The sequence below is a fragment of the Pseudomonas sp. S2_E01 genome (genome assembly GCF_054668365.1).
Genome location: NZ_CP162762.1, coordinates 691,557 through 718,547, shown reverse-complemented (window position 1 = coordinate 718,547; position 26,991 = coordinate 691,557). Strand labels below are relative to the sequence as shown.

At 60.1% G+C, this 26,991-nt stretch carries 28 protein-coding genes; 12 read left to right on the top strand and 16 right to left on the bottom strand.

Annotated features, from left to right (window positions below; translation table 11 throughout):
- Positions 1-39: 39 nt before the first annotated feature.
- From AB4O36_RS03375 to AB4O36_RS03360, 4 genes are all read right to left on the bottom strand, one after another.
- Complete coding sequence (locus tag AB4O36_RS03375; protein ID WP_460141053.1) at positions 40-1,293, bottom strand: OprD family porin; 1,254 nt, start codon at positions 1,291-1,293, stop codon at positions 40-42.
- A 92-nt stretch (positions 1,294-1,385) separates the two neighbouring features.
- Positions 1,386-2,711: a CitMHS family transporter gene (locus AB4O36_RS03370; RefSeq protein ID WP_460142104.1), complete on the bottom strand. Its 1,326-nt coding sequence runs from the start codon at positions 2,709-2,711 to the stop codon at positions 1,386-1,388.
- Between the two features lie 119 nt (positions 2,712-2,830).
- Positions 2,831-4,156 (bottom strand): dicarboxylate/amino acid:cation symporter, encoded by a 1,326-nt coding sequence (locus AB4O36_RS03365; protein WP_460141052.1) that lies wholly within the window; start codon positions 4,154-4,156, stop codon positions 2,831-2,833.
- A gap of 46 nt (positions 4,157-4,202) precedes the next feature.
- Entirely contained in the window at positions 4,203-5,285 is a 1,083-nt protein-coding gene (locus AB4O36_RS03360) for a 4-oxalomesaconate tautomerase (protein WP_460121678.1), read from the bottom strand.
- A 168-nt stretch (positions 5,286-5,453) separates the two neighbouring features.
- Here AB4O36_RS03360 and AB4O36_RS03355 point away from each other — a divergent pair, with 168 nt between their 5' ends.
- The 5 genes from AB4O36_RS03355 to AB4O36_RS03335 all read left to right on the top strand — a co-directional run bounded on the left by AB4O36_RS03355 (position 5,454) and on the right by AB4O36_RS03335 (position 8,534).
- The gene (locus AB4O36_RS03355) at positions 5,454-6,344 is read left to right on the top strand and encodes a LysR family transcriptional regulator (RefSeq protein ID WP_460121676.1); all 891 of its coding nucleotides are present in this window, start codon (positions 5,454-5,456) and stop codon (positions 6,342-6,344) included.
- Positions 6,345-6,381: 37 nt separating this feature from the next.
- Positions 6,382-7,359, top strand: coding sequence for a hypothetical protein (locus AB4O36_RS03350; protein WP_460141051.1), 978 nt, complete (start codon positions 6,382-6,384; stop codon positions 7,357-7,359).
- A gap of 137 nt (positions 7,360-7,496) precedes the next feature.
- Positions 7,497-7,814, top strand: coding sequence for an XRE family transcriptional regulator (locus AB4O36_RS03345; protein ID WP_460121673.1), 318 nt, complete (start codon positions 7,497-7,499; stop codon positions 7,812-7,814).
- A gap of 44 nt (positions 7,815-7,858) precedes the next feature.
- A complete protein-coding gene (locus AB4O36_RS03340) occupies positions 7,859-8,221 on the top strand; it encodes a type II toxin-antitoxin system RelE/ParE family toxin (protein ID WP_460141050.1) in 363 nt (120 codons plus the stop codon).
- Positions 8,214-8,534 (top strand): helix-turn-helix domain-containing protein, encoded by a 321-nt coding sequence (locus AB4O36_RS03335; protein WP_460121669.1) that lies wholly within the window; start codon positions 8,214-8,216, stop codon positions 8,532-8,534. Before AB4O36_RS03340 ends, AB4O36_RS03335 begins: the two co-directional genes overlap by 8 nt.
- A gap of 40 nt (positions 8,535-8,574) precedes the next feature.
- Here AB4O36_RS03335 and AB4O36_RS03330 read toward each other — a convergent pair whose 3' ends face one another.
- Positions 8,575-10,089, bottom strand: a complete 1,515-nt coding sequence (locus tag AB4O36_RS03330) for an amidase family protein (RefSeq protein WP_460141049.1) — start codon at positions 10,087-10,089, stop codon at positions 8,575-8,577.
- A gap of 137 nt (positions 10,090-10,226) precedes the next feature.
- Entirely contained in the window at positions 10,227-11,267 is a 1,041-nt protein-coding gene (locus AB4O36_RS03325; RefSeq protein ID WP_460121666.1) for an MBL fold metallo-hydrolase, read from the bottom strand.
- A 208-nt stretch (positions 11,268-11,475) separates the two neighbouring features.
- Here AB4O36_RS03325 and AB4O36_RS03320 point away from each other — a divergent pair, with 208 nt between their 5' ends.
- Positions 11,476-12,084: a TetR/AcrR family transcriptional regulator gene (locus AB4O36_RS03320; protein ID WP_460141048.1), complete on the top strand. Its 609-nt coding sequence runs from the start codon at positions 11,476-11,478 to the stop codon at positions 12,082-12,084.
- 182 nt (positions 12,085-12,266) lie between these two features.
- On the opposite strand, the gene AB4O36_RS03315 is transcribed toward AB4O36_RS03320, so the two are convergent.
- Positions 12,267-12,593 (bottom strand): DUF2025 family protein, encoded by a 327-nt coding sequence (locus AB4O36_RS03315; protein WP_460121664.1) that lies wholly within the window; start codon positions 12,591-12,593, stop codon positions 12,267-12,269.
- Between the two features lie 218 nt (positions 12,594-12,811).
- On the opposite strand from AB4O36_RS03315, the gene AB4O36_RS03310 reads away from it, so the two are divergent.
- Both AB4O36_RS03310 and AB4O36_RS03305 read left to right on the top strand, forming a co-directional pair.
- On the top strand, positions 12,812-13,939 hold the full coding sequence (locus AB4O36_RS03310; protein WP_460141047.1) for a glycerophosphodiester phosphodiesterase: 1,128 nt from the start codon (positions 12,812-12,814) through the stop codon (positions 13,937-13,939).
- Between the two features lie 206 nt (positions 13,940-14,145).
- A complete protein-coding gene (locus tag AB4O36_RS03305; RefSeq protein WP_460141046.1) occupies positions 14,146-14,451 on the top strand; it encodes a PepSY domain-containing protein in 306 nt (101 codons plus the stop codon).
- Positions 14,452-14,584: 133 nt separating this feature from the next.
- Here the strand turns inward: AB4O36_RS03305 and AB4O36_RS03300 are convergent, their stop codons facing one another.
- Positions 14,585-16,210, bottom strand: coding sequence for a methyl-accepting chemotaxis protein (locus tag AB4O36_RS03300; protein ID WP_460141045.1), 1,626 nt, complete (start codon positions 16,208-16,210; stop codon positions 14,585-14,587).
- 274 nt (positions 16,211-16,484) lie between these two features.
- Here AB4O36_RS03300 and AB4O36_RS03295 point away from each other — a divergent pair, with 274 nt between their 5' ends.
- Complete coding sequence (locus AB4O36_RS03295) at positions 16,485-17,507, top strand: transporter (protein WP_460141044.1); 1,023 nt, start codon at positions 16,485-16,487, stop codon at positions 17,505-17,507.
- Between the two features lie 135 nt (positions 17,508-17,642).
- Here the strand turns inward: AB4O36_RS03295 and AB4O36_RS03290 are convergent, their stop codons facing one another.
- Genes AB4O36_RS03290 through AB4O36_RS03280 form a run of 3 tightly spaced genes read right to left on the bottom strand, consistent with a single transcriptional unit; the run spans position 17,643 to position 19,690 of the window.
- Positions 17,643-18,878 (bottom strand): RNA polymerase sigma factor, encoded by a 1,236-nt coding sequence (locus tag AB4O36_RS03290; RefSeq protein WP_460141043.1) that lies wholly within the window; start codon positions 18,876-18,878, stop codon positions 17,643-17,645.
- A gap of 14 nt (positions 18,879-18,892) precedes the next feature.
- Positions 18,893-19,243, bottom strand: coding sequence for a YciI family protein (locus AB4O36_RS03285; protein WP_460121652.1), 351 nt, complete (start codon positions 19,241-19,243; stop codon positions 18,893-18,895).
- A 21-nt stretch (positions 19,244-19,264) separates the two neighbouring features.
- On the bottom strand, positions 19,265-19,690 hold the full coding sequence (locus tag AB4O36_RS03280; RefSeq protein WP_460141042.1) for a YybH family protein: 426 nt from the start codon (positions 19,688-19,690) through the stop codon (positions 19,265-19,267).
- Between the two features lie 141 nt (positions 19,691-19,831).
- On the opposite strand from AB4O36_RS03280, the gene AB4O36_RS03275 reads away from it, so the two are divergent.
- A complete protein-coding gene (locus AB4O36_RS03275; RefSeq protein ID WP_460121649.1) occupies positions 19,832-20,317 on the top strand; it encodes a GNAT family N-acetyltransferase in 486 nt (161 codons plus the stop codon).
- A 131-nt stretch (positions 20,318-20,448) separates the two neighbouring features.
- Here AB4O36_RS03275 and AB4O36_RS03270 read toward each other — a convergent pair whose 3' ends face one another.
- The 3 genes from AB4O36_RS03270 to AB4O36_RS03260 all read right to left on the bottom strand — a co-directional run bounded on the left by AB4O36_RS03270 (position 20,449) and on the right by AB4O36_RS03260 (position 22,226).
- Entirely contained in the window at positions 20,449-20,937 is a 489-nt protein-coding gene (locus AB4O36_RS03270) for a GNAT family N-acetyltransferase (RefSeq protein ID WP_460121647.1), read from the bottom strand.
- A 97-nt stretch (positions 20,938-21,034) separates the two neighbouring features.
- Complete coding sequence (locus AB4O36_RS03265) at positions 21,035-21,496, bottom strand: GyrI-like domain-containing protein (RefSeq protein ID WP_460121645.1); 462 nt, start codon at positions 21,494-21,496, stop codon at positions 21,035-21,037.
- A gap of 67 nt (positions 21,497-21,563) precedes the next feature.
- Entirely contained in the window at positions 21,564-22,226 is a 663-nt protein-coding gene (locus AB4O36_RS03260; protein WP_460141041.1) for a LysE family translocator, read from the bottom strand.
- Between the two features lie 138 nt (positions 22,227-22,364).
- On the opposite strand from AB4O36_RS03260, the gene alaC reads away from it, so the two are divergent.
- A complete protein-coding gene (gene alaC, locus AB4O36_RS03255) occupies positions 22,365-23,576 on the top strand; it encodes an alanine transaminase (RefSeq protein WP_460121641.1) in 1,212 nt (403 codons plus the stop codon).
- 182 nt (positions 23,577-23,758) lie between these two features.
- Here the strand turns inward: alaC and AB4O36_RS03250 are convergent, their stop codons facing one another.
- Positions 23,759-25,111 carry a GntP family permease gene (locus tag AB4O36_RS03250; protein WP_460121639.1) on the bottom strand — a complete coding sequence of 451 codons (1,353 nt, stop codon included), beginning with the start codon at positions 25,109-25,111 and terminating at the stop codon, positions 23,759-23,761.
- A gap of 81 nt (positions 25,112-25,192) precedes the next feature.
- Positions 25,193-25,726 carry a gluconokinase gene (locus tag AB4O36_RS03245; RefSeq protein ID WP_460121638.1) on the bottom strand — a complete coding sequence of 178 codons (534 nt, stop codon included), beginning with the start codon at positions 25,724-25,726 and terminating at the stop codon, positions 25,193-25,195.
- A 215-nt stretch (positions 25,727-25,941) separates the two neighbouring features.
- On the opposite strand from AB4O36_RS03245, the gene gntR reads away from it, so the two are divergent.
- Entirely contained in the window at positions 25,942-26,973 is a 1,032-nt protein-coding gene (gntR, locus tag AB4O36_RS03240) for an HTH-type transcriptional regulator GntR (RefSeq protein WP_460121636.1), read from the top strand.
- Positions 26,974-26,991: the final 18 nt, after the last annotated feature.

Here is a 26,991-nt window from a genome sequence, read left to right as displayed (position 1 = left end):
AGGGAGAGCGGCGTGCGGGGGCACGCCGCTGCGATGGACCTACCAGAGTGCGATGTCGTAGGTGAAGTAAATCCGGTTGCTGTCTCGCCCGCGCGAGAAGTCGGAGCGGTAAACGTAGTTGCGCAGCCTCACGCCCAGGCCCTTGAAGGTGCCTTGCTGCACCACGTAGGCGATTTCGGCGTCACGCTCCCACTCTTTGACGGTGGTGTTGGACTTGCCGTCGTTGCCACTCAGGTAGCGCGTCGAAAACGTCAGGCCAGGCACGCCCAGGGTGGCGAAGTTGTAGCCATAACTGAGCATCCAGGTCTTCTCGTCTTCCTCGATGAACTTGCCGATGCCGACGTTGCTGAACGAGTAGACTGTGGCGCCGCTGATGTAAGGCAAGCCCGCATCACCGCTGAGCGCCTGGTAGCCACCACCGAAGGTGTGCCCGGAAATGGCGTACGACAGTTGCCCGCTCCACATGGAGTTGTCGATTTTGCCGGCATAGGCCGAGCCGGTGTCGACGCTGTTGAAGTAACGCAGGTCGCTGGTCAGCACGCCGCTGCCCAGAGGCAGATCGTGCTGAATACCGGCGAAGTTCTGCCGGTAGAAGTTTTCCAGCTCACCGTAGAAGTAACTCAACCGGATGTTTTTCCCCAGTTTGTAGTCGGCACCGGCGTAGTTGAAGTCACCGGATTTATCGCCGCTGTAACCGTCCGGAACTATCGGCATGCTGTCGGTGGAGTCACGCAGCTTGAAGCGATCCAGGTGACCGCCCGTGAGGGTCAGGTTGTCAATGTCGGTGCTGGTGACCTGGGTGCCCTGGTAGGTTTGCGGCAACAGGCGCGCATCGTTGTAAATCAGCACGGGGGTCTTGGGCAGCAAGGTGCCGTATTTGACCGTGGTGTTGGCCAGTCGAGCCTTGGCGGTCATGCCCAGGCTGGCGAACTCATCGGCCGCGCGTCCGTCGTCATGCACGGGCATCAAGCCAGTGCCGCTGCGCCCACGCCCGGAGTCGAGCTTGAAGCCGACCAGGCCCAGGGCATCCGCACCAAACCCCAGGGTCCCGGCGGTGAAACCCGATTGGTAATCCAGCAAAAAGCCCTGGGCCCACTCGGTCCGCTCGCTTTTGGCAGTGCGGGCCGCCCGGGCGCTCATGCCATGTTCATCCCGGAAGTTTTCATTGAAGTACACGTTGCGCAATTGCAACTTGAGCTTGCTGTCGTCAATGAAACCTTCGGCGTTGGCATTGGCCAACGGCAGCATTGCCAGTAGTGGAAGAACAGCCCCGCGAGTCAATGAAGTGCGCATGTTTCGTTTCTCTTTGTTGTTATTCAGGGTGCAAGTGAGCGCACGCCCCATCACCAGGGGCGTCAGCAATGATCAAAAAATGTGTGGGTGAATCAGGAGAACAGGCTGATGGCCCCGGTCAGCAGGGCCAGCGCCGTGATGACCAGTGAGGTCAGCACGGCCCATTTGACGGTGGCTTTCTGGAAGTCGCCGATGTCGCGATCGACCATGCCCACCAGCAGCAACGTCGACGCCACGAGCGGGCTCATCAGGTGCACGGGCTGGCCGAGAATCGAGGCGCGGGCGATTTCCACCGGGTCGATGCCATACGCAGCGGCGGCGTTTGCCAGAATCGGCACAACCCCGAAGTAGTAGGCGTCGTTGGACAGCACGAAGGTCAGCGGCATGCTGGTGATTGCCACCACCAACGGGAACAGGTGTCCCCAGGACGGCGGGATCCAGTCAACCAGGGTTTGCGCCAGGGAATCGACCATCTTGGTGCCCGAGAAGATCCCGGCAAAGATGCCGGCGGCAAACACCAGCAGCACCACGGTCATGGCGTTGCCGGAGTGCGCCAGGATGCGCTCTTTCTGAATGTCCAGTTGCGGGTAGTTGATCATCAGCGCCAGCACGAAACCAATCAGGAACAGAATCGCCGAGTGCATGATGCCCATCACCAGCGCCACCATGACCGCGCACACCAGCAGCAGGTTGACGTAGGCCAGCTTCGGTCGTTTGTGCGGCGTGTCCTCAAGGATGGCCTTGATGTAGCAGTCCCCACCGCCGCTCTGCAGCTGGATATTGCCGATGCGCTTACGCTCGCGACGGCCCAGCAGGAACGCGGTGAACACTACCCAGGCTGCGCCACCGATCATGGTGGGCAGCAACGGCACGAAGTACTCGCCGGCATCCAGCCCCAGCGCGGCGATTGCCCGAGTGGCCGGCCCGCCCCACGGGGTCATGCCGCTCATGATGCTCAAGGACAACATGGCAATGGTGGCCAGGATCATCGGGTTCATGCCGATACGCTTGTACAGCGGCAGCATAGCCGCGCACGTGATCATGTATGTGGTGGTGCCGTCGCCGTCCAGTGCCACAACCAGCGACAACAGGGCGGTGCCCACGGCGATTTTCATCGGGTCGCCGTTGACGCGCTTGAGGATCTTGCGAATCAGCGGGTCGAACAGCCCGGCGTCGATCATCAGGCCAAAAAACAGGATCGCAAACAGCAGCAGCGCGGCCGACGGAGCCACCATTTTCAAGCCGTCGAGCATCATCTTGCCGGTGGTGCCACCAAACCCGCCGATCACTGCGAAGAAGATGGGCACCACCGTCAGCGCGACAATCGGCGACAAGCGTTTAGTCATAATCAGGAAGGTGAAGACCACCACCATGGCCAAACCAAGGAAAGCGAGCATAGTCAGATCTCTTGTTCTTATGATGAGCGTGGCCGACGCGCAGGCGCACGGCCCCTATGCGGCCGGGCGATCCGATCAACGGTGCCCGGCGCAGGTGAATGCAAAGGTTCTTTATGGGTGTTGCAGGATGCCTTGCGCGGTTAGCTGTGTGACGTGACCTTGGCGTTGTCCCAGGTCACGTCCGCAGCCGGCGCCACCACAGGCGGCGGATTGCCGTCGAGAGTGCGCATCAGCCTCTGGCGTTCGCAGGCGTTTTCCGAGATCGAGATCACCACAGTGGCGACGGCGTTACTGGCAAGGCTGGTCAGTGCGCGGGCTTCGGACATGAAGCGATCGATGCCGATCAACAACGCCAGGCCAGCCAGGGGAATGTCGTGGATGACCGTCAGGGTGGACGCCAACGCGACGAAACCGGAACCGGTGACACCGGCGGCGCCCTTGGAGGACAGCAGCATGATCGCCAGCATGGTCACGGTTTGCGTCAGGGTCAGTTCGATGTTGCAGGCTTGGGCGATGAACACCGCCGCCAGCGACAGGTAGATCGCCGTGCCATCGAGGTTGAACGAGTAACCCGTTGGCAGGACCAGGCCGACCACGCCTTTTTTGCAGCCCAGGGCTTCGAGTTTTTCCAGCATGCGCGGCATGACCGGTTCAGTCGACGAGGTGCCCAGCACCACCAGGAATTCTTCCCGGAAGTAGCGCAACAGCTTCCACAGGCTGAAGCCGTTGGCCCGGCAAATGCTGCCCAGCACCACGATGACGAAAAACGCGCAGGCGATGTACAAGGTCATGATCAGCTTGGCCAGCGAGCCCAGCGAGGTGATCCCGTATTGGCCCACAGTGAACGCCAGTGCGCCAAATGCACCCACCGGGGCGAATCGCATCAGGTAGGAGAAGATCTTGAACACCATGTGCGAAGCGGACTCCAGCACATTGAGCACCGGCTTGCCACGCTCGCCGATCGCCGAAAGGGCAAAACCGCTGAGCACGGCAATGAACAGCACGGGCAGCACTTCACCCTTGTTGAAGGCGCCAATGAAGGTGTCCGGGATGATGTGCATGAAAAACTCCACCACGCCCAGCTTCGCCGCCGAATCGGTGTACTGCGACAGGCCCTTGGTGCTCAACTGAGTCGGGTCGATGTTCATGCCCACGCCGGGCTTGAACAGATACACCGACACCAGGCCGATGATCAGGCTGATTACGGTCAGGCCCAGGAACAGCAACATGGTCTTGCTCAGCAGTCGGCCGAGCGAGCGCTTGTCGCTCATGCCGGCGATGCCGGTGACGATGGTGCAGAACACTACGGGGGCGATCATCATCTTGATCAACTTGATGAACGCGTCGCCCAGCGGTTTGAGGGCGACCGCCTGCTGCGACCAGAAATGGCCAACGAGCACGCCCAGGATGACAGCGCAGAGAATCTGGAAATACAGCGACTTTACAACTTTCATGGCATCACCCATTTTTTAGAATTGTGCTGATGCGGAAACGGCGATAACTAGGAGGACATCATCCGGCGAGTCGTTGAGAAGCCGTCGCGTAAACGAAACCTGAGAACAACCGGCGCGCCGTGCGTACGACCGAGGCGCGGATGGTCTCACCTTTATCACCGGTGTAGGACAATACGACATCTATCCCACCACTTGGGTGCTCGATACGCACTTGCCTCAAGCGCGGTTCACTCACCCCGCCGAGCAGTTGCGCAACCACACTGCCCGGTGACACGCACGCGGTCGCCAGGCCGATAGAGCCGGTGATCGCCAGGGCGCGGTGACAGTTGTGGGGCATGAAATAACGGACCTGAACGGTGCCACCGGCCTTGGCAGGGGAAACCAGCACCGGCTTGGGAATGACTTTGTCGCTGACGTCACCCAGGCCCATGGCCAGGCCGGCCTGCAGGCGCAGGGTTTCCAGGCGCTGCAGGAACGGCTTGTCGGCGTCGAGTTCCGCAGGGCTTTCGTCACCGCGCTTACCCAACTGGCCAGCTTCGATGATCATCATCGGCATGGCCATGTCGATGCACGTCATCGGCACACCGTCGATCACGTCCTGGGTGTTGCCGGTGGGGAACAGTTTGCCGGTCTTGCTGCCCGCCGCATCGAGAAAGGTCAGTTGAACCGGCGCCGCCGTACCCGGTACACCGTCGATGGCGGTGTCGCCTTCATAGCTGACGTTGCCACCTGGGGTCTGCACCTCGGAGTTCACGAAGGTGCCGGTGTTGAGGTTGCGAATGCGCACCAGCGTCTGGGCCTTGGACGCCTTGACCAGACCCTGCTCGATAGCAAAGGGGCCCACGGCGCACAGCATGTTGCCGCAGTTGGGTGCTGTGTCGACCCGGCGCTGGGCAACCATCACCTGCACGAACAGGTAGTCGACGTCGGCATCAGGGTGCAGCGATGGGCTGACGATCGCCACCTTGCTGGTTTGCGGACTACCGCCGCCGATGCCGTCGATTTCCAGTTCGTGACCGGAACCCATCAGGTTGAGCAGCAACTCGTCGCGTTCGGGAATCGAAACAGGCAAATCCCACGCAAGAAATACGGGCCCCTTGGAGGTACCGCCACGCATAAGCACACAAGGAATTCGTTGCATGAAATCAGACTCTTGTTAATCAATAGGGGCAATTGATGCTCTGTGAACAAGAGTGACAGGAGCTCAGAAATGATTCCAATGCAAAGATTTGCGTTATTATTCCACTTAGCGAATCAATCAAACCGATGCCCGTCAGACCTCGGCCACTCGGAAACAGGGGCTTAAACCATGGATTATGAGCTGAACGATATTCGATCGTTCGTGAAAATCGCCGAACTTGGAAGCTTTCACGAAGCGGCCGAGGCACTGCACTTGTCCCAGCCGGCCATGAGCCGGCGCATGAAGAAGCTCGAGGACGGCCTGGGCATTGCGCTGCTCGATCGCACCACGCGCAAGGTCAGCCTGACGAGCGTGGGTCGTGATTTTCTGCCCAAGGCACGTCGCCTGCTGGACGATTTCGACGACTCGATACTCAATATCCGCGAATTGGCCGAGCGCCAGGTCGGCCGCGTGACCCTGGCGTGCATCCCCACGGCAGCCTTCTACTTTTTGCCCTCGGTGATTCGCCTGTACAACGAGCGGTACCCGAAAATCCGTATCCGACTGCTTGACCTCAGTGCCAATGAAGGGCTGGAGGCGGTCCTGCGGGGTGAGGCGGATTTCGGCATCAATATGATGAGCGGGCAGCACCCGGACATCGAGTTCGTGCCACTGGTGAACGAACCGTTTGTGCTGGCGTGTCGCCGCGACCACGAACTGGCCGGGCGCAGCTCCGTCAGTTGGTCGGAATTGAGCGACTACCGCCTGATCGGCGTCGGCCGCCTCAGCGGCAACCGCATGCTGCTCGACCACGCGCTGTCCGGCCTGAGCTGGCGGCCGCAATGGTTTTACGAGGTGCAGCACCTTTCCACTTCGTTGGGCCTGGTCGAAGCCGGGCTCGGGGTGTCGGCCATGCCCAGCCTGGCGATGCCTGCAGTGGATCACCCGACGTTGGTAAGCGTGCCACTGGTGGACCCGGTGATAAACCGGTCCCTGGGGCTGGTTTACCGACGCGGCGCGTCGCTCTCCCCTGCGGCCGAAAAATTCGTATCGATACTTCTGGAACAGTGGGAGCGCTAAACTCGCACCGAACGCCCCTCAAGGACCTGAGCCTGTCATGAAATTCGATCTCGCCTATTGCCTGAGCCTCGACGACAAGCTGTCGATCTATGACGTGCGCGATCTCAATTTCGACGAGACGGTGGCGTTCGATTCGGCGAAGGAAGATTTCCAGTGCCCCAACGACGCCTGTCGTATGGCGTTCGATGCGTCGAATGTGTTGACCACGTTCAATGCCAGGAATGTGAACTACGTGCGCACCCCGCACTTCAAGAACACGCCGAGCACGCGGCATGTGGCGGATTGTCCTTATGTGAGCCTCAAGGCGTCAGCCGGTGTTGATGGTGCACAAATGGATGACGGGCCGGAGGAGCATTTTCCGTCAGAGTTGTTGCTGACCCGGCGTCAGTATGTGCGTAAACCCTCGAGCGCGGACGCTTCAGCGGTCGACGGTCAAGTGGCGCCAGGGGCCGCGTCTTCAGCGCCCGGTGCAGGGCAGTCCAGCCGCGAGACTGCGCCAGACAAGACCCATGTCTTTGCCCATCCGGTGGAGTGTTTTGTTTCCAATTTCCCCGACAAGGACCTGCTCAAGCGCACGCCGTTGAAGGTGGGCGAGCACACGGCGCCTTACGCTTCGTTCTTCAAGAAGATCGAGTACCTGACGGACAATAAGGGGCTCATTTATTGGGGGCGGATCAAGGAGATCAAGGATTACACCCAGAGCTTTCGCATCGATTTCGAGCAGAAGGTGTGGTTCAAGCAGGCGGATGAGGCGAAGAAAAAGCCGTATTCGGTGAACGTTTACCTGAGCAAGAAACTGATCGAGAACTACCGCAAGCGCAAGGCGTTCCTGGAGGAGATCAAGCATGCAGTCGACAGTAAGGCCGAGTTGTATTGCTTCTTTTATGGCGTGACGCCGGAGTTGAAGCAGGTGCCGAGCAAGAAGAATCCCGAGCAGACGTTCGGGGTGTTCAGCGCGAATATCGAGAACCTGGATCACTTCATTATTCGGGAGGCGCCGGGGTTGGGTGGCTAGCGTGCAGGGGGGCACCATCCGTCAGGTCGACCATAGCGAAATCGCAGTATTCAAAAAATCAATTTGCTCCAGACTCAAAACAACTGTACAAAAACACAGTACATTTTGAGTCAGCACTTTCGAGCCCGGAGCACACCATGGCCTCTTATGCGATGAAAATCACCCTGGAACGTATCGCCCTCTTCCAATTCACCCCCGCCCATTGCGCGCAGGCCCGAGCGATGTTGGGGTGGAGTGTGGAGCAATTGTCGCGGGAGGCCGGGGTTGCGGCCGACGAGATCGAGCGTTTCGAGGCCCGGCGTGAGGTGGCGGATGCGGATCGGTTGGCGTTGGCTTATCGGTTCGAGTCTGAGGGGCTGATGTTCTTTCCGGGGTTTGCGCCGGGGCGTGGGATGGGGCGTAAAGGTGTCGGCGTGGAATCGCAAGATCGGGCGGATTTTGTGATGGCTGAGTGAGCCGAATCATTGATTGACGATTATTCCTAAATAGGTATATTCCCATGAGTACAAGGAAGTCACTCTGGTGGATTTGTAGCAGCAAAAAAGATCTGAAACAGATGCCCGCCGACGTACAAGACGTTTTTGGTTACGCACTTGATATGGCGCAAAACGGTATGAAACACCCAGACGCGAAGCCCTTGAAAGGGTTAGGGAATGGAGGTGTGCTTGAAGTGGTCGAGGACTTCGATACGAACACTTACCGAGCCGTTTACACCGCCCGTTTTGGCAATGCCATTTATGTTTTGCACTGCTTCCAGAAAAAGTCGACTTCGGGTATCAGAACCGCGCAATGCGACATCGATCTGATCAAGAAGAGACTTCTAGCAGCGCAGGGTCACGCGAAAGGATCAGGTCATGATTGAAATAGAACAAAGCAGCGGGAACGTCTACGAGGACCTCTCGACACCCAACGCCAGTGAAATGCGCGTCAAATCCCTATTGGCGGCAAAAATTGGCGAGATCATCAAGGCACGGCATTTAACTCAGGTTCAAGCTTCCGAGATCCTCGGCCTGTCCCAACCCAAGCTCTCTGAAATGCTGCGCGGCAAGTTCCGCGGGATCAGTGAAGCCAAGATGATGGAGTGTCTTTCCCTGCTTGGGCGTGACATTCAGATCGTGGTCAAGTCGGCGCCTCGTTCCAGGAAAGAGGGGTTGATTGAGGTGGTGTTCAGTTGAGGATCCTGTAGGAGCGAGCATGCTCCTACAGGGTCAGGGGTCAGGGTTTGAACGCTGGGACCTGGCGGGCGTTGGAGACTTGTTCGTAGCCGTACGCCAAGGCAATCAGTTCAGCATCGCTCCAGCGTGGGCCGAAGAAAAAGACTGAGGTCGGGAGGCCGTCTTCGTCGATGCCGGAGGGCACCATGACGCCGGGATAGCCGGCCAACGGGGCGACGTTCATGGCGGGTGAGCCGACGTCCGAGACCATGGCATCGAGCTTATGGGTCATCAACAGCAGGTCGATGGCCGCTGCATTTTGACTTTGAATCTTGCGCCAGAGGTGGTTGTAGGTTTGCTCGTCGAACACCACGTCGTTGGCTGCGATCAGTGTGTCCTGGCTGAGGGCTTGCGGGCTTGCGGCGTTGAACAGGACGAGGTCTTGCAAGGTTTTGGCCGGGATACCGGACCGTGTGGCCAGATAGCGCGGCAGTTCACGCTTGATGCCCATGTGGAAGGCGTCGTCGACCCGCTCTGATAATGGGTCACGCAGGTCGACAGGAATCAACGTCGCCCCCGCTGCCTGCATGAGTTCAAGGGCCTGGGAAAACTGCGGGTCTATCAGCAACGGCAAACTGCTCTGGTCAAATTTGGCGGGGTAGCCGATGCGCTTGCCCACCAGGGTATTGGGGCGCAATAGCGCGGTGTAGTCGACGGTATCCTGGCCGTGAGGCTTTTGCACCGGGTCGGCTGGGTCGCTGCCGCGCATGGCGTTCATGAGCTGGGCAGCCTCGCGCACCGTGCGGGCCATCGGGCCAGGCGTGTCAAGTTTGTGTGTGACGGGGATTAGGCCGCTGCGGCTGAGCAGGCCCACGGTCGGCTTGATGCCGACCACGCCATTCAACGACGCCGGGCAGACGATTGAGCCGGCGGTTTCGGTGCCGACGGCCAGCGGGGCGAAGCCGGCGGCGGTGGCCGCTGCGGAGCCGGAACTCGAGCCGCACACGTCACCGCTTAACACATGAGGATTTTTGGTTTGGCCACCCCGGCTACTCCAGCCAACAGGTAAGGTCGGATCGCGGAAAGCCGCCCATTCACTGAGGTTGGTTTTGCCGATAATGACAGCGCCTGCCTCCCTGAGACGCTGCACGATGTAGGCATCCTTTGGAGCCGGTTTGCCCACCATGGCCGGTGAGCCCGCGCTGGTCTGCATCTGATCGGAGGTGTCGATGTTGTCCTTGAGCAATACGGGGATGCCATGCAACGGTCCCCTAACGTAGCCCCACTGACGCTCCCGATCCAGGGCATAGGCGATGTCCAGTGCATCGGGGTTGAGTTCGATGATGGAATTGATCTTCGGGCCCTGTTCATCCAGCGCATAAATTCTTTGTTGCAGATGCATCACGAGCGCTGCGGCGGTCGTTTCCTTGCGTTCCATGCGCCGAGAAAGTTCATCGACACTGAGAAACTCCAACCTCGATTCGGATGCCGGTGCCTGGGCGTTGGCGGAGCTGGCGAGCGAAAGCAGAATGATCCTGACCAGCCACTTCAGGCGGCTGTTTAACGTAACGTCCATGAAAAAAAGATCCTTAGTAATGACGGTTGATGAGAGGGAAAGCCCACTCCATTTCCAGCCTACCGAGGCCTCCGGAAATGTCCGTCATCACTTGTCGCCAGATCTCGTATGAAACTTCGCGTCTGTCAGTAGCCCAATTAGCCAATGCTTTGCTGATACACCTGCTGCTCCACCTCGTACCACCAGGCACTGCCCCGCTGCGGATGCATGACGTTGAACGCCTGGCCCATCTGCGGCGTGGTGATCGAGACATTGCGGTCCCAGGCCAGGGCCAGGATGCGGTCGAACGGTTCGTACCAGGCGTGCATCGCCAAATCGAAGGTGCCGTTGTGAATCGGCAGCAGCCAGCGGCCCTTAAGGTCGATGTGTGCTTGCAGGGTCTGCTCAGGTTGCATGTGCACGTGCGGCCACTCGACGTTATAGGCGCCGGTTTCCATCAGCGTCAGATCAAACGGGCCGTACTGCTGGCCGATGCGTTTGAAGCCGTCAAAGTAGCCACTGTCGCCGCTGAAGAAAATGCGCGTGTCGCCATCGATGATCACCCACGACGCCCACAGCGTGCTGTTGCCGTCGAACAGGCCACGGCCGGAAAAGTGTTGCGACGGCGTGGCGGCGAATCGGATGCCAGCCACCTCAGTGCTTTGCCACCAATCCAGTTGGCGCACTTTGCTGGCCTCGATTCCCCACTTGATCAGCGTATCGCCGACGCCCAGGGGCGTGAGGAAGTAGTTGGTCTTGTCCGCCAGATCCAGCACGGCCTGATAATCGAGGTGGTCGTAGTGGTCGTGGGACAGGATCACCGCCTCAATCGGTGGCAACTCTGCCAGGCTGATCGGTGGCTGGTGAAAACGCTTGGGACCGGCCCATTGCACAGGAGAGGCGCGCTCGGCGAACACCGGATCGGTGATCCAGAATTTGTCCTGCAGTTTCAGCAGGACTGTGGAATGGCCCAGGCGATAGACACTATGGTTGGGCGCGGCGATCAGCGCGTCATGGGTCAGGCGTTGCACCGGCACCGCAGCGGTTGGCTTAGTGTCGCGCGGTTTGTGAAAAATCATGTTCCACAGGATGCGCAGCATTTTGCGCAGCCCTTCGCGTTTGACCGGCGCATGGTTGCGAAACAGCCCATCGGTCTGACGGGAAGCCTCGGGTTCATTAGCGGTTGTGGCATTGGCCATGACGGATGACTCCAGGACGCCGCGCCGCTGGCGGCGTCTGCGATGAACGATAAATGGCCAAGGCACGCAAGCATCAGCCGGACACTTTATTTTTACTGGACAGGATTAACGAAACATTACACTGCACAGTGTAGTTTCTAGGTTGCATCAATTATCTTCACAAGTAAACTACCCAGTGTAATTACTAAATTTTCTACCGAAGCCCTTTATGACAGCTCCACAGCGCATCACCGACCGAAAACGCGAAGCGATCATCCAGGCCGCGATTGCCGAATTCCGTGACAACGGTTTCGACATCACCAGCATGGACAAGATCGCCGCGACCGCAGGCGTCTCGAAGCGCACGGTGTACAACCACTTCCCCAGCAAGGAAGCGTTGTTCGCCGAAATCCTTAATCAGTTGTGGGCACGGGTGACGGCTGAACAGGAAGCGGTTTACCGCCCCGAACTGCCTTTGCGTGAGCAGATGCGACGGATGCTCATGGCGAAGTTGCAGATGCTGGGCGATGACAACTTCCTCGACCTTGCGCGGGTGGCCATCGCGGCGACGATTCATTCTCCGGAGCGCGCTCAGGACATGGTCGCCAGAATGGGCGAGCGCGAAGAAGGCCTCACCGTATGGATTCGTGCGGCGCAGGCTGATGGGCGCTTGAAACCGGTGCCGCCGGAGTTCGCTGCGCAACAGGTGCAGGGCCTGCTCAAGTCCTTTGCCTTCTGGCCGCAGATTTCCATGGGTCAGCCAGGTCTTTCGCCCGAGATGCAGAGCACTGTGGTGGAATCGGCGCTGGACATGTTCCTGGCGTGTTATCAGTGTTGAACCCCAGTTGATTGTCACACGCAAGTTTGCCTTGTTGGGGTATGAGTTCGGCCTTTAGATGGGTGGTTTTTTTTAGGCCTCATCGCGGGCAAGCCCGCTCCCACATAGGTACTACGTCGCACACAAGTCTGATGTGGGAGCGGGCTTGCCCGCGATGAGGCCCGCCCACACAGCGCAAATTCTCAGCCCTGCACCAAACTGCGAACCGCCGTAATCTGCGGCACTTCCCTCCGATTCATGTACACCCGCAACGGCTCGGTGATGTTGATACGGTCATCGATGTGCTGGTCCAGCAGCAACTGGATCAGGTCGCGCTTGAGGGTCATGGCGTTTTCCGGCCCCGCAGCCCAGACGAATTCGCTGGCCGGGATGATGCCGTCATCCGCAACGTCCATGCCGAAGGAGTCTTCGCTGAAGCGCACGATGTATTGGCCGGTCTTGCGGTTGAGACCGACGAAGCCCTTGAGTTGGTCGGCGGCCTGGCAGATGAGTTGGGAAGTGATGCGCATATAAACCTCACAAAAGATCGATGGTTTACACGCCTGGCAAGATGGAGGGCGCTCCCTCTGCCGGGGAGACTGCCGTGGCCAAGATTACTGCAAAGCACCGCAAAGATGCGCTGGAAAATTGTTTTTTAAACACGTTTTTGTCGGTCTCGCGATAGCGCGAGTGGCGCTCAGTTGTTAAAAGAGACCTCTTTAAAAACCTCTGCGAAAGGATCTCGACCATGCCTGCAACGTTTACCAAGAGTGCCCTGCTGCTGAGTCTGATGCTCGGTTTCACTCAGTCCCAGGCTGCGAGCGGCCCGGCCCCCGCGACACTGGCCGCCAATTCGGGCATCCCGCACCCGGCGGTGATCGCTCACCGTGGCGCCTCGTACGACGCGCCGGAATCCACCGCTGCCGCCTACAAAGCCGCCCGCGACTTGGGTGCCGATTATCTGGAGATGGACCTGCAACGCAGCAAGGACGGCGTACTGTTCGCCCTTCACGACAACAACCTGCAACGTACCACCGACGTTGCCACTAAATTCCCCGACCGCAAGGACAGCCCCGCCAACGCCTTCACCATGGCGGAGCTGAAAACACTGGACGCCGGCAGTTGGTTCAACGCGGCTTACCCGGATCGCGCGCGCCCTTCCTTTGCGGGTCTGAAAATCCTCACCCTCGATGAAATCATCGACATCGCCCAGGCAAACCCGCTGCAAAAGCCTGGCCTGTACATCGAGACCAAGGAGCCCAAGCAGTTTCCCGGCATCGAACGTGACCTCAAGGAAAAACTCCAGGATCGCGGCTGGTTGATTCCGGCCGGGTCCAACGGCAAGCGCAAGGAATTGGCCGTCGGCCAGGGCAAGGGTCGGGTGGTGCTGCAGACGTTCGAGAAGAGCAGCCTCGAACTGCTGGAAAAGGAGATGCCGCAGGTGCCGAAAATCCTGTTGCTGTGGGTGGGTGAAGGCAATATCGAACCGCAGTCCAAGGTGACGTTCGCTGAGTCGGGCGACAAGGACCACGCCGCCTACTACGCCAAGCAGCAACCCAGGAGCAAAGCCGAGTTCCAGCAATGGATCGACTACGCCAAGACACAGGGCGCCATCGGCACCGGCCCATCGGCGGCGCTGACCCACGGCGGTGATCAGAGTTATGCCGACCTGGTGAAACCATGGATGAACCAGTACACCCACGATCAGGGTTTGCTGGTGCACGTGTACACCGTGGATGACGCGGTGGATTTCCAGAAGGTGATGAACGCGGGTGTCGATGGCATCTTCACCAACCGGGCGAGCGAGTTGTTGAAGTTCTACAAACGCCCTGCAGCGGCAAGTGTCGGGCAGGTGTTGACGAAAAACGGCTACTGATCAGGGGTACGCAAAACCTGTAGGAGCGAGCATGCTCGCGATGGTAGATCAGACACTGCGGGCAAACAGACAGCCCGCGTCATCGTTGACGTCCATCGCGAGCATGCTCGCTCCTACAGAGGTCAGCAGAAAGGGAATTTTAAGGGTGGATTAAGTTACCAACGCTAATCTGATCTCACTTAAACAGCACACAAGGAATGCCCCCCATGAAAACCCTGACTGCCCTGTTCACCGCTGCCACCCTGTCCCTCACTGCCGGTTTTGCCATGGCTGACGTGCGAGTCGACGAGATCCCGCAACTGGTCAAGGAAGGCAAGATCAAGCCGCTGGAGGAACTTAACCAGATCGTCCTGAAACTGCACCCGGGTGCCACCATCACCGACACCGAGTTGGACAACCACTTCAACGGCTACGAATACGAAGTCGAGTTGCGCAAGGCCAATGGCGAGGAGTGGGACGTGGACCTGGACGCAGCCACTGGCAAGGTCCTGAAAAACAAGCGGGATAATTGATTCCTGCTCTCACCACTCCAACGTCTCCACTGTAGGAGCGAGCTTGCTCGCGATAGCGATCTGACAGGCCCCTTGATAGTGGCTGACATTCCGCCATCGCGAGCAAGCTCGCGCTTACAAATCCACCACCCGGTCAGGCGCTCAAGCGCGCCGTCACATCATTGAGCTGCCCCGACAACCCGTGCAGGTTGTGGCTGGCGGCCTCGGTGCGTTGCACGTTGTCCAGGTTGGTGCTGGCAATGCTGGTGATTTCGGTGAGGTTGCGCGAGATGTCTTCGGCCACCGAAGTCTGCTCTTCAGCGGCGGTGGCGATCTGACGGTTCATGTCGCGGATAGCTTCGACTGCATGGGTGATGCGTTCGAGCATGGCCCCGGCTTCGGTCACTTGCTGCACGCTTTCTTCGCTGCGCGATTGACCGCTTTCAATGGCGTGGGCCGCATCAACCGCGCCGATCTGCACGGTTTCGATAATCTGATTGATCTCGATGATCGAGGCCGCCGTCCGTTGCGCGAGGCTGCGCACTTCATCGGCGACCACGGCAAAACCACGCCCGGCTTCACCGGCGCGGGCGGCTTCGATGGCGGCGTTGAGCGCCAGCAGGTTCGTCTGCTCGGCGATGCCGCGAATCACTTCCAGGACCTTGCCAATCCGACCGCTGTCGGTTTCCAACTGGCGGATGACCGTCGCCGTGTTGGCGATTTCACCACGCATGCGGGTGATGGTGTGGATCGTGCCCTGCATGACTTTTTCGCCCTGCTGCGCAGACTGGTCGGCATCGTCGGCGGCACGCGCGGCATCGGCGGCATGACGGGCGACTTCCTGGGCGGTGGCGGACATCTCGTTCATGGCCGTCGCCACCTGGTCGGTGCGGCTGAACTGCTCGTTGGTCCCGCTGGCCATAAGCCCGGCAATTGATTTCAACTCGCCGCTGGCGCTGTCCAGATCCCGGGTGCTGACCTGCAAACGACTGAAGGTGTCAGCGAGGAAATCGCGCAGGGTATTGGCCGCCGTGGCCAGTTTACCCAGTTCATCCTGGCGAGTGCTGTTCACCCGATCGGCGAATTTGCCCTGACTCAAATGCGCCACGTATTCGATCAGTTTCTGGATAGGCGCCACCAGGTTGCGGTTGACGAGCCAGAGGCTCAACAGGCCGATCAAAAGCCCCGACACCAGCATCACAATGATACCCAGCAACACAGTGCGATTGGCGTTGGCGCTGATCAGCACCGACTGCTCATTACCCAGTTTGCGCAACTCACCCACCAGCTCGCTCATCTGTTCGCTGGCGGCTCGGTCCACGCCCTTGACCGCCGCGTCACCCGCCGCAGGATCGCCACCCGCAGCGACGTACGCGTCACGGCCCTTCTGATACGCCGCGCCGAGCAAACGATGCTCGTCACGCAGGCGCTCAATGCGGGTTTTCAGTGACGATTCGATGCCCTTTTGCCCAGCCAGTTCGCCGAGGATGCCTTGCACGTCACGCTGACGGTCTTCGAACTGCTTCCAGTACTTGTCCAGGTCCGCCGGTTGCTTGCCGCGCAGCAGGACGTTTTTCCATTCCTGGACCTGGATCTTGAATTGCAGGTTGGCCTCATCGATCAACTGCGAGGTGTGCAGCGGGCCTTCGATCAGGTTTGCGTAGCTCTGCACGCCATTGGACAGGAAATGAAAGCACGCCAGCGCGATCAACAACATCGCCAACAGGCTGCCACTTAGCAGGGCGAGAATTTGCGCTCTCAAGGACTTTTGCACAGACATCGGAAGATCTCATGACAGGAAATCGGCACGTGCCAGAGGACACGTGAAAGTGGTGCGGACATCCTGTCTGCGACAGCGGCCACACGCCAAAGGCGCGCAACTTAACCCATGCGTAATCGGCGTACTAGAGCGGTTCTTGATGAAAACCCGACCATCGGTAGAGCAATCGTTTGCGACCTCCGACTGTCACAAAAACGTCATGTTGGCTTGCGATGATTCGGCTCAAGTGAACCTGTGAAACCCGCGACAGGCGCCCTCCTCGCAGCGAGCCTTCATGAACCACAGCATCGACCAAAGTCATCGCGACCCGGACCTGTTCGGTCTGCTCTATGGTTTCAGTTTTCGTCCCGGCGAACGTGGTCGTGAGATCGATTCGGCGATGGCGCTGCAACGCCTGCAACAGTCCGAGGACAGCGACGAATTTCTCTGGCTGCACCTCAACCTCGCCCATGCGGCGTGCGAGCGCTGGATGAAAAATCATCTGGAATTGCCCGACGAATTTTTCGAAGCCCTGCATGAAGGTTCGCGCTCGACGCGCATCGAACATGTCGACTCGGCGCTGCTGGCGGTGGTCAACGACGTGGTGTTCAACCTCAGCAGCATGGTGTCCTCCGACGTGTCCACGCTGTGGGTGTGCGTGCGTAGCCGGCTGATCATCAGCGCACGCCTGCAACCGTTGCACTCGGTGGACAAGCTGCGTTCCTCGGTGAAGGCCGGCGAGCGCTTTCGCTCGCCCCTGGAGCTGTTGGTGCACTTGCTGCGAGACCAGGGCGAAGTGCTGACCCAGATCGTGCGCAAGACCAGCCAGAGTGTCGATCAGATCGAAGATGAGTTGCTGTCTTCGCGCCTGTCGACCAATCGCGCGGAACTGGGCACCAATCGCCGCGTGCTGGTGCGCCTGCAACGGTTGCTGGCGCTGGAGCCGGGCTCGTTGCTGCGCCTGCTCAACCGCCCACCGCCCTGGCTGCAGAAGGAAGACGTGAAGGAGTTGCGCAAATCCACCGAGGAGTTTGCGCTGATCATCAACGACCTCACGGCGCTCGGCGAGCGGATCAAGCTGTTACAGGAAGAGATCGCCGCCAACCTCAACGAACAGAGCAACCGCACGCTTTTCACCCTGACCGTGGTGACGGTGCTGGCCCTGCCGATCAACATCATCGCCGGTTTCTTCGGCATGAACGTGGGCGGCGTGCCGCTGGCCGGTGACCCGGAGGGTTTCTGGATCCTGGTGGCGCTGGTGGTGACGTTTACCGTGATTGCCGGGCGCTGGGCGTTTCGCAAGCGCCAGGATTATTGAGCCCTCAAATCGACTTCAACAGGGTCCCCGGTGGGAAGGTCAGGCACCCACAGGGTTTGGCGTCGATCACAAACCTCAAGGACACCCGATAACCTGTGGAGCGGGCTTGCCCGCGATGAGGGTCGCCAGCCCACCTCACTCCAACCCCTTGATCCGCCCCTCGATAAACCGCCGTTCCGGCTCCTGCCGGGTCAACGCCAGCGCCCGCTCATACGCCGCTCGCGCATCCGTAACCCTGCCCAACTGCCGACAGAACTCCGCCCGCGCCGAATGCGCCAGGTGGTAGTCCTGCAAATCGCCCCGGGCCAGGATCGCCTCGATCAAGGTCAGGCCTGCCAACGGCCCATCGCGCTTGGAAATTGCCACCGCGCGGTTCAGTTCGATCACCGGCGAAGGCACCCCCGCCAAGAGCACGTCATACAGACCGACGATCTGCGCCCAGTCGGTCTGCGCGGCGGTACTCGCCTCAGCGTGCACCGCCGAAATGGCCGCTTGCAGGCAATACGGCCCAAAACCATCCAGCCCCAGCGCACGCTCGATCAACGCACAGCCCTCGGCAATCATCGTCGCGTCCCAGAGCGAACGGTCCTGCTCATCCAGCAGGATCAGTTCCCCACTGGACGATGTGCGCGCCTTGCGCCGTGACTCATGCAGCAACATCAGCGCCAGCAGGCCCAGCACCTCAGGCTCGGGCAACAACTCCATCAACAGGCGCCCGAGGCGGATCGCCTCGCGCGTCAGCTCTTCCCGAGTCAATTCGGCGCCCATGGACGCCGAGTACCCTTCGTTGAACACCAGGTAAATCACCCGCAGCACGCTGTCGAGTCGCTCGGGCAATTCGGCGAAGGTCGGCACTTGGTAGGGAATCTTCGCGTCACGGATTTTCGCCTTGGCGCGCACGATGCGCTGGGCGATGGTGGCTGGCGCACAGAGAAACGCTCGGGCGATTTCCTCGGTGGTCAGGTCGCAGACTTCACGCAAGGTCAGCGGCACCTGGGCGTCCGCCGCCAAGGCCGGGTGGCAGCAGGTGAAGATCAGGCGCAGGCGATCGTCTTCCACATCGTCGTCACTCCAGTCGCTGTGTTCCAACGCCTCGGCCTGTGCGATCAGCAACGGCCGGGACGCAGCAAACCGTGCACGCCGACGCAGCACATCGATCGCCTTGAAGCGCCCGGTGGACACCAGCCAGGTGCGCGGATTGTCCGGCACGCCGTCGCGCTGCCAGCGTTCGACCGCAACGAAAAACGCCTCGTGCAGCGCCTCTTCCGCCAGATCGAAGTCCCCGAGCAAACGAATCAGGGTCGCCAGGATGCGCCGCGAGTCCTGGCGGTAAACCTGTTCGACCCGTGCCTGGACTGACACCCCGCTCATCGGTCCCGCATGCCTTAGCGCTCCAGGTTCAATTGACGAACGGGCCGCACCTCGACGCAACCCACCCTGGCCGCCGGAATGTGCCCAGCGACCTGCAGGGCCTCATTGAGGTCCTTGGCATCGATCAAATAGAAACCGGCCAACTGCTCCTTGGTTTCGGCGAACGGGCCGTCGGTGATCGACATTTTGCCGTTGCGCATGCGCACGGTGGTGGCGGTCTGCACCGACTCCAGCGCTTCGGCCGCGAGCATCCGGCCGCTGCCCTGGATCGATTCGGCGTAGGCCATGCACTCCTCGTCCCTGGGGCTCTCAGGCAGTGAATGCAATTGCTTTTCGTTGCTGTAGACCAGGCATAGATACTTCATGGGGCTCTCCACATCGGACCGTCAGGGCTTCAAGTCGAACAGCGCCGTGCCGCTCTGCATGTCGAACGGCGCCGACCAGTGTTCGTGGACAATGCGCCACTGCCCGCCCTCACGCCGGTAACAAGCAGTGACACGCATCCAGCAAGCCTGGGTTTCACCCTGTTCGTTGGTGCCACCGCAATGGGCCAGCCAATGGGCGAACGCAATGTGCTCGTCGGCGACGACGTTCAAGTGGTCGAAGTCGAAGGTGTGCGGGCCCTGGCACATTTCCATGCATTCGAGCCAATGCGCGCGGTAGGCGGCCTTACCGCGAAATTGCAGGGCTTTTACGGCATCGAACGAGACGATCTCGTCGGCATACAGGGCCATGATTTTATCGACATCCTTGGCCATCACGGCCTGACGATAGGTGTCGATCAACTTCTCGATTTCGTGGGTAGCGCTCATGGTGATTCTCCGTAGCTATTGTTGTGAAGACACCTCTAGTCGTCTGGCGATCCTGCAATTCGACAGTAGAAATAAAAGTAATCCAAATCTGTGGAGCCGTTAGAATTCGAGCCTCATTCATGTAGGAAAATGGACAATCCCATGTCAGCGAGACTTGTGCCGTACGACAGCCTGAACGCGCAACAGCGCCAGCAAGTGGAGGCCATAGAAGTGCATCGGGAGCAGATCAAGTTCTCGGGCGACATTCATGGTGCCTTGCACGCCCTGCTGTCCAAACCCGGCCCAGGGGTGAGGGGCTTCGCCCTGCTGGCCGAGGACGTTCCCGTCGCCTTCCTGCTGCTCAAGCGTCCACCTGCCCTCCCCGTGTGGGCCAATGAACACAGCGCCACGTTGCATGCGCTGCAAGTCGACCAGCGCCACCAAGGCAAAGGCTACGGCAAGGCGTGCCTGCTGGCGCTCCCTGCGGTGGCGCGCGAGGCCTGGCCGGAGATCAAGGGGTTGGAGTTGTCGGTGGATGCGGATAATGCGTCGGCAATCGGGCTGTACGCCAAGTACGGTTTTGTCGACAGCGGCGAGGCCTACAAGGGGCGGATCGGGTATGAACGGCGAATGGGGATGAGTTTCTAACCCCCCCGCATGCCGTCTGTAGGAGCGAATTTATTCGCGATGGTCGTCAAGGATGACGCTGACTGTCTGAACGCCGCGGTGACTGGGCCACCATCGCGAGCATGCTCGCTCCTACAGTAGAGGGGATGGAATCAAAGGCTCAGCACCATCTCATGCCACGCCATCCCGCCATGGTCCGATGCCGACGGTTTGATGTAGGCAAAGCCGAAGCCGGCATACAGCGGGATATGCCGCTCCTTGCACATCAGGTGAAGGGTCGCCTTGCCCATGCCGCGCATGCGCTCGATGAACTCGCCCATCAAGCGTTTCGCCAGGCCCTGGCCCTGAAAGCCGGGGTGAACCACCACCGACATGATCACCACGTTGGGGCCGGCCGGGTCGTGGCCGATCAACTCCTTGAACGCTTCGTCGGACATTTGCACGTCGAATGCCGCACCGGAATTGATGAAGCCGGCGACCACGCCGTCCACTTCGGCGACGATGAAACCTTCCGGCCAGGTGGCGATGCGGGTGGCGATTTTCTCGCGGGTCGCGGCTTCGTCCCCCTCATAGGCCACGGTCTCGATGGCGAAACAGCGGTCCAGGTCGGCGGGCGTGACGTTGCGGATAACGGTGTTCATGGCAGCTCGAATTTGGCGGTGAGAAAACCCGGAATGATAAATCAGCCACCCGGCGACATCGAGAGACGAAACAGCGAACCCGTCTCTCGCGGCCTGGCTACGCCTTTATCGGCAGCCAGATTTCTACGGTCCCGGTATTGAGCTGCGGATTGAAGTCGGCGCTGTAGTGTTCAAATTCCGGCCCTCCGCTGTGCTGGTAGCCGGATTGCGGGAACCAGGTGCCGTGGATGTACTGGAAGAGTTGTGGCATCTGGCTCAACGGCCCCTTGTGCTCGAACACCGCGTATTGCTGCGGCGGGATTTCCACCCAGCGGTAGGTGTCCGGCAAGTCGTCAAGCTTGCTGATCTGTACGCCTGCCAGGTAATCGAAACCGCCCTGGCCATCGAAATTGAAACCGACGCCGTAAGTCTCGCCGCCCGTCTGCCCCGGAACATTACCGCAGTGGGGAGCGAATTTTTCCCAGAGGGCGGGAATGTCTTTTACCGTCTGCTGGGTAAACCGGCCGGCAAGTCCCGCGATCAATCGGAAGTGGCCGTGTTCGATACGTGGCTCATCCATGGCGCGACTCCTGACGCAAATAAGTGGGTTCGGCTGGGAGTATAGAGGCCAAACCCGATTCGCCAAATTACAGGGTGTGCAACGGCTGCGCGGCACCCGCGCCGACGAACTCGTTGTAGCCCGATAGAATCACATACACTGCGAAATAGCAGAAGATCGCCGCCGATACCAGATAGGAGTAGCGCAGCAGCTTATCCCCCAGCAACTTGCCGCCATGGCTCGCCGCAAAGCACAGGCCTGCCGACCACAGCAGCCCGGCGCAGAGGAAACCGCCCAGGAACAGCGCCGAGCTGACCGGCCCACCGCCGCCCGAACGGGCGATCAGGGTGCCGCCAACCGCTGCAAACCAGAGGATGGCGCTGGGTGACGACATGGCCAGGAAAATCCCGCGAAAGAACTCCTTGCGGTGGGAGTTGTGGCCGACCTCGGCCGTCTCGGCCAGCAGCGCCTCGTGATGAATCGCCGAGTAGATCATCTTCGCCGCAAAATAGATCAACAGTGCCGAGCCGCCGATCCACAGCACCCAGCGCACGGTTTCGTACTGCAGCAGCACGGTCATCCCGGCCAGCGCCAGCACCGCGTAGATCAGGTCACCGACGCAGGTGCCCAGACCCAGGGCAAAGCCTTGAAAATAGCCGCGCTGCATGGCCAGGGTGATCATGGCGATGTTCGCCACGCCAATGTCCAGGCACAGGGAAAGGCTCAGCAAAAACCCACTGCTAAATTCCATCAACCGATTTCCTTCAGGAAAAATTGTTCACATCCGGGCTGGACAGTCTGTCACAGCTGCCCTTACATTGCGCCCCAGGTCACCGCAGTGACCAGCGTCGCTCGGACGGTTCCGGGCGCTTACGTTATCGAGGCAACAATGGCCGAACAAGGTTCGCCGCGCCGCTTTGCGCGCATAGATCGACTCCCCCCTTACGTTTTCAACATCACCGCCGAGCTGAAGATGGCCGCCCGTCGTCGTGGCGAAGACATCATCGACTTGAGCATGGGTAACCCCGACGGCGCGACCCCGCCGCACATCGTCGAAAAACTCGTCACCGTCGCCCAGCGTGAGGACACCCACGGTTACTCGACGTCCAAGGGTATTCCGCGCCTGCGCCGGGCGATTTCCAACTGGTACAAGGAACGCTACGAGGTCGAGATCGACCCCGAGAGCGAGGCCATTGTCACCATCGGCTCCAAGGAAGGCCTGGCGCACCTGATGCTGGCGACCCTGGATCAGGGCGACACGGTGCTGGTGCCCAACCCGAGCTACCCGATTCACATCTACGGTGCGGTGATTGCCGGTGCCCAGGTGCGTTCGGTGCCGCTGGTGCCGGGTGTGGACTTCTTCGCCGAGCTGGAGCGGGCCATTCGCGGTTCGATCCCCAAACCAAAGATGATGATTCTCGGCTTTCCCTCCAACCCCACCGCCCAGTGCGTGGAACTGGACTTCTTCGAGCGCGTGATCGCCCTGGCCAAGCAGTACGACGTACTGGTGGTACACGACCTGGCTTACGCCGACATCGTCTACGACGGCTGGAAGGCCCCGTCGATCATGCAGGTGCCGGGCGCCAAGGACATCGCGGTAGAGTTCTTCACCCTGTCCAAGAGCTACAACATGGCAGGCTGGCGCATCGGCTTCATGGTCGGCAACCCGGAATTGGTCAACGCCCTCGCCCGTATCAAGAGCTACCACGACTACGGCACCTTCACCCCGCTGCAAGTGGCGGCCATTGCCGCGCTGGAAGGCGACCAACAATGTGTGCGCGACATCGCCGAGCAATATCGGCAGCGACGCAACGTCCTGGTCAAAGGCCTTCATGAGCTGGGCTGGATGGTCGAAAACCCGAAAGCCTCGATGTACGTCTGGGCCAAGATTCCCCAGGGGTATGCCCATCTGGGCTCGCTGGAGTTCGCCAAGAAACTGCTGGCCGAGGCCAAGGTCTGCGTCTCGCCGGGTGTGGGTTTCGGTGAGTACGGCGACGATCACGTACGGTTCGCCTTGATCGAGAACCAGGACCGGATTCGCCAGGCTGTGCGGGGGATTCGCGGGATGTTTCGGGCGGATGGCTTAGCCAAAAACACATAACCCTGTGGGAGCGGGCTTGCCCGCGATAGCGGTCTACCTGTGAAGCCTTCGGTGACTGACACACTGCTATCGCGGGCAAGCCCGCTCCCACAGAGAATCTCCACAAAAGGTCCACGTTCTGACAGTCAATCACCCACAAAAAAACCGCATCACTGCGGTTTTTTTGTGCCTGCCAGTTGTCCTTAAACGAACAACGACAACAACAGGATAAAGCCCAGGCCCACCACCGACAGGATGGTTTCCATCGCAGTCCAGGTCTTGAAGGTTTCGGCCACGGTCATGTTGAAGTACTGCTTGACCAGCCAGAAACCGGCGTCGTTCACGTGGGACAGAATCAACGAACCGGCACCGGTGGCCAGCACCAGCAGCTCGCGGTTCACGCCTGGGATCATGCCGACCACTGGCACCACGATACCCGCGCCGGTGATGGTCGCCACGGTGGCCGAGCCGGTCGCGATGCGGATCACCGCTGCTACCAGCCATGCCAGCAGGATCGGCGAGATCTGAGCCGCCACCGCCATGTGGCCGATCACGTCGCCCACGCCGCTGGTCACCAGCATCTGCTTGAAGCCACCACCGGCACCGATGATCAGGATGATCGCGGCGGTCGGCGCCAGGCTCGCGTCCAGCCACTTGAGCATTTGCTGCGAGCCGATGCCCTGCTTGTAGCCAAAGGTGTACAGCGACAGCAGCAACGCCAGCAACAGGGCCGAGATCGGGTGACCGATCAGGTCCATGAAGGTGCGGAAGAAGTTGCCGTCTGGCAGCACCACGTCGGCAAAGGTCTTGAGCAACATCAGGAACACCGGCGAGAGCACGGTGACCAGAGTGATGCCGAAACTCGGCAGGTCGGTGGAGTCCCTTTCACGGGCCAGTTGGTCCACCAGCTCCTGGTTCGGATGACCAGGAATGTGCTTGGCAATGAAAGTACCGAAGATCGGACCGGCAATGATGGCGGTCGGCAAGGCGACGATCAGGCCGTACAGAATGGTCTTGCCGATGTCGGCGCCGAATACGCCGATGGCCAGCAGCGGGCCCGGGTGCGGCGGCACCAGGCCGTGCACCGCAGACAGACCCGCCAGCAGCGGGATACCAATCTTGATGATCGACACGCCTGTGCGGCGGGCCACGATGAACACCAGCGGGATCAGCAGCACGAAGCCGATTTCGAAGAACAGCGGGATGCCCACCAGGAACGCCGCGAACATCATCGCCCACTGCACCTTGTCCTTGCCAAAGGCACGGATCAACGTCTGGGCGATCTGATCCGCGCCGCCCGATTCGGCCATCATTTTTCCGAGCATGGTACCCAGCGCGAGAATGATGCCGACGAAACCGAGCACCCCGCCGAAGCCGTCCTGGAACGCCTTGATGATGGTGCCGATCGGCATGCCGGAGGTCAGCCCGAGGAAAGCGGCGGCGATGATCAGGGCAATGAAAGGGTGGAACTTGAACTTGGTGATCAGAACGATAAGCCCGATCACCGTGACCACTGCATCGAGCAGCAGGAACGTCTCGTGGGACATGCCAAACATTAGGGGTGTCTCCTGGTTGTTGTTGTTATTAAAGCGGGTTATTCGAGTGCCATAAGGACAGCGCTATCTTCTGAAGCAAAATCATCCGGCGCGTTTCAGGCCATGCTCCAGCCACCAGACATGCGCCTGTTTCGCCAGTTGCTCGACGCTGTAGTTGGACGCATCGAGCGCCAGGGTCAGGGGCTCGCCCACCGGGGACTCGAGGGTGGCGAACTGGCTGTCGATCAGGGTCGAAGGCATGAAGTGACCCGGGCGGTGGGACACGCGGTCGGCAGCCACTTCAGGCGTCAGTTCGAGGAACACGAAGCCCAGGCCCGGCAAGGCGCTGCGCAGGCGTTCACGATAGACATGCTTGAGCGCCGAACAGGTCAGCACCGGACGCTGGCCCGTGGCATCGACCCGACGCAGTTCTTCACACAGGGTGTCGAGCCAACCGGCACGGTCATCGTCGTTCAGGGGGATGCCCGCGCTCATTTTTTCGATATTGGCGGCAGGGTGAAAGGTATCGCCTTCAATGGCAGTGGCGCCGCTGAGCTCGCAGAGAGCTTCGCTGACGCAGGTCTTGCCGCAACCGGCGACGCCCATGATGACCAGGGCGGTGATGGGATGAGTCATGTAACACCTCAGCGCGCAGACAGCGCTACCTTTGCCAGTTATGACACTAGACCAAAAGCAGAAGTTGCCGACGCCTTCTTGTCATTTTTGTGGTTTGCAGCCAATTGAGTCCCAACGCCAAAAAGCGAGCTTCAGGTCAAACTCGCTTACGCATTTGCAGCTGCTACGGGACAGCGCTACCTTAGTGCCTTGAATTTTGTTTGGCAAGCCGCCCGATGACCTCCCCTAAAAACGATAAAAATACGCGAACCACTGGCCGTCCGACCCTTAATGAAGTGGCAAGACTGGCCGGCGTCAGCCCGATCACCGCGTCCCGCGCGTTACGTGGCGTCAGCACGGTAGCCACCGAGCTTGTGGAAAAAGTGCAGAAAGCCGCGCAGGAACTCAGCTACGTGGTCAACCCCGCCGCCCGCGCGCTGGCCTCGGCCCAGAGCCATTCGGTGGTGGTGCTGGTGCCTTCTTTGTCCAACCTGCTGTTTATCGACACCCTGGAAGCCATTCATCAGGTTTTGCGACCCAAGGGTTTCGAAGTGCTGATCGGCAACTTTCATTATTCACGCGATGAAGAGGAAAACCTGCTGCGCAACTACATGGCCTACCAGCCACGCGGCCTGTTGCTGACCGGGTTCGATCGCACCGAAAGCTCCCGACGGATGATCGAAGCGAGCAACATTCCCTGCGTCTACATGATGGAGCTCGACAGCGCCGCCGGACTCAATTGCGTCGGCTTCTCGCAACTGGCGGCCGGCGAAACGGCCGCGCAGCACTTGCTGTCCCGTGGACGCAAGCGACTGGCCTACATCGGCGCGCAACTGGATCAACGCACCCTGCTGCGCGGCGAAGGGTTTCGCAAGGCGTTGCAGAAAGCCGGTCGCTACGACCCGGATCTGGAAGTACTCACCCCACGCGCTTCCTCCGTTGGCCTGGGCGGCGAATTGTTCCTGCAACTGATTGCCAGCCATCCGGATGTCGATGCGATCTTCTTCGGTAACGACGACCTGGCCCAGGGCGCGCTGCTGGAGGCGATGCGCAGCGGCATCAGGATCCCCGAACAGGTGGCGATCCTGGGCTTCAACGACCTGCCCATGTCCGCGCACATGGTCCCGCGCCTGAGCAGCATCAACACCCCTCGCGAGGCCATCGGCCGGCGTGCTGCGGAACAGATGTTGACCCTGATGGCTGGCAACACCGTGGCCCGGCCCGTGCAGGACATGGGTTTTGAATTGATGGTGCGGGAAAGCACCTGACCGGCTCACCGGGGCTTT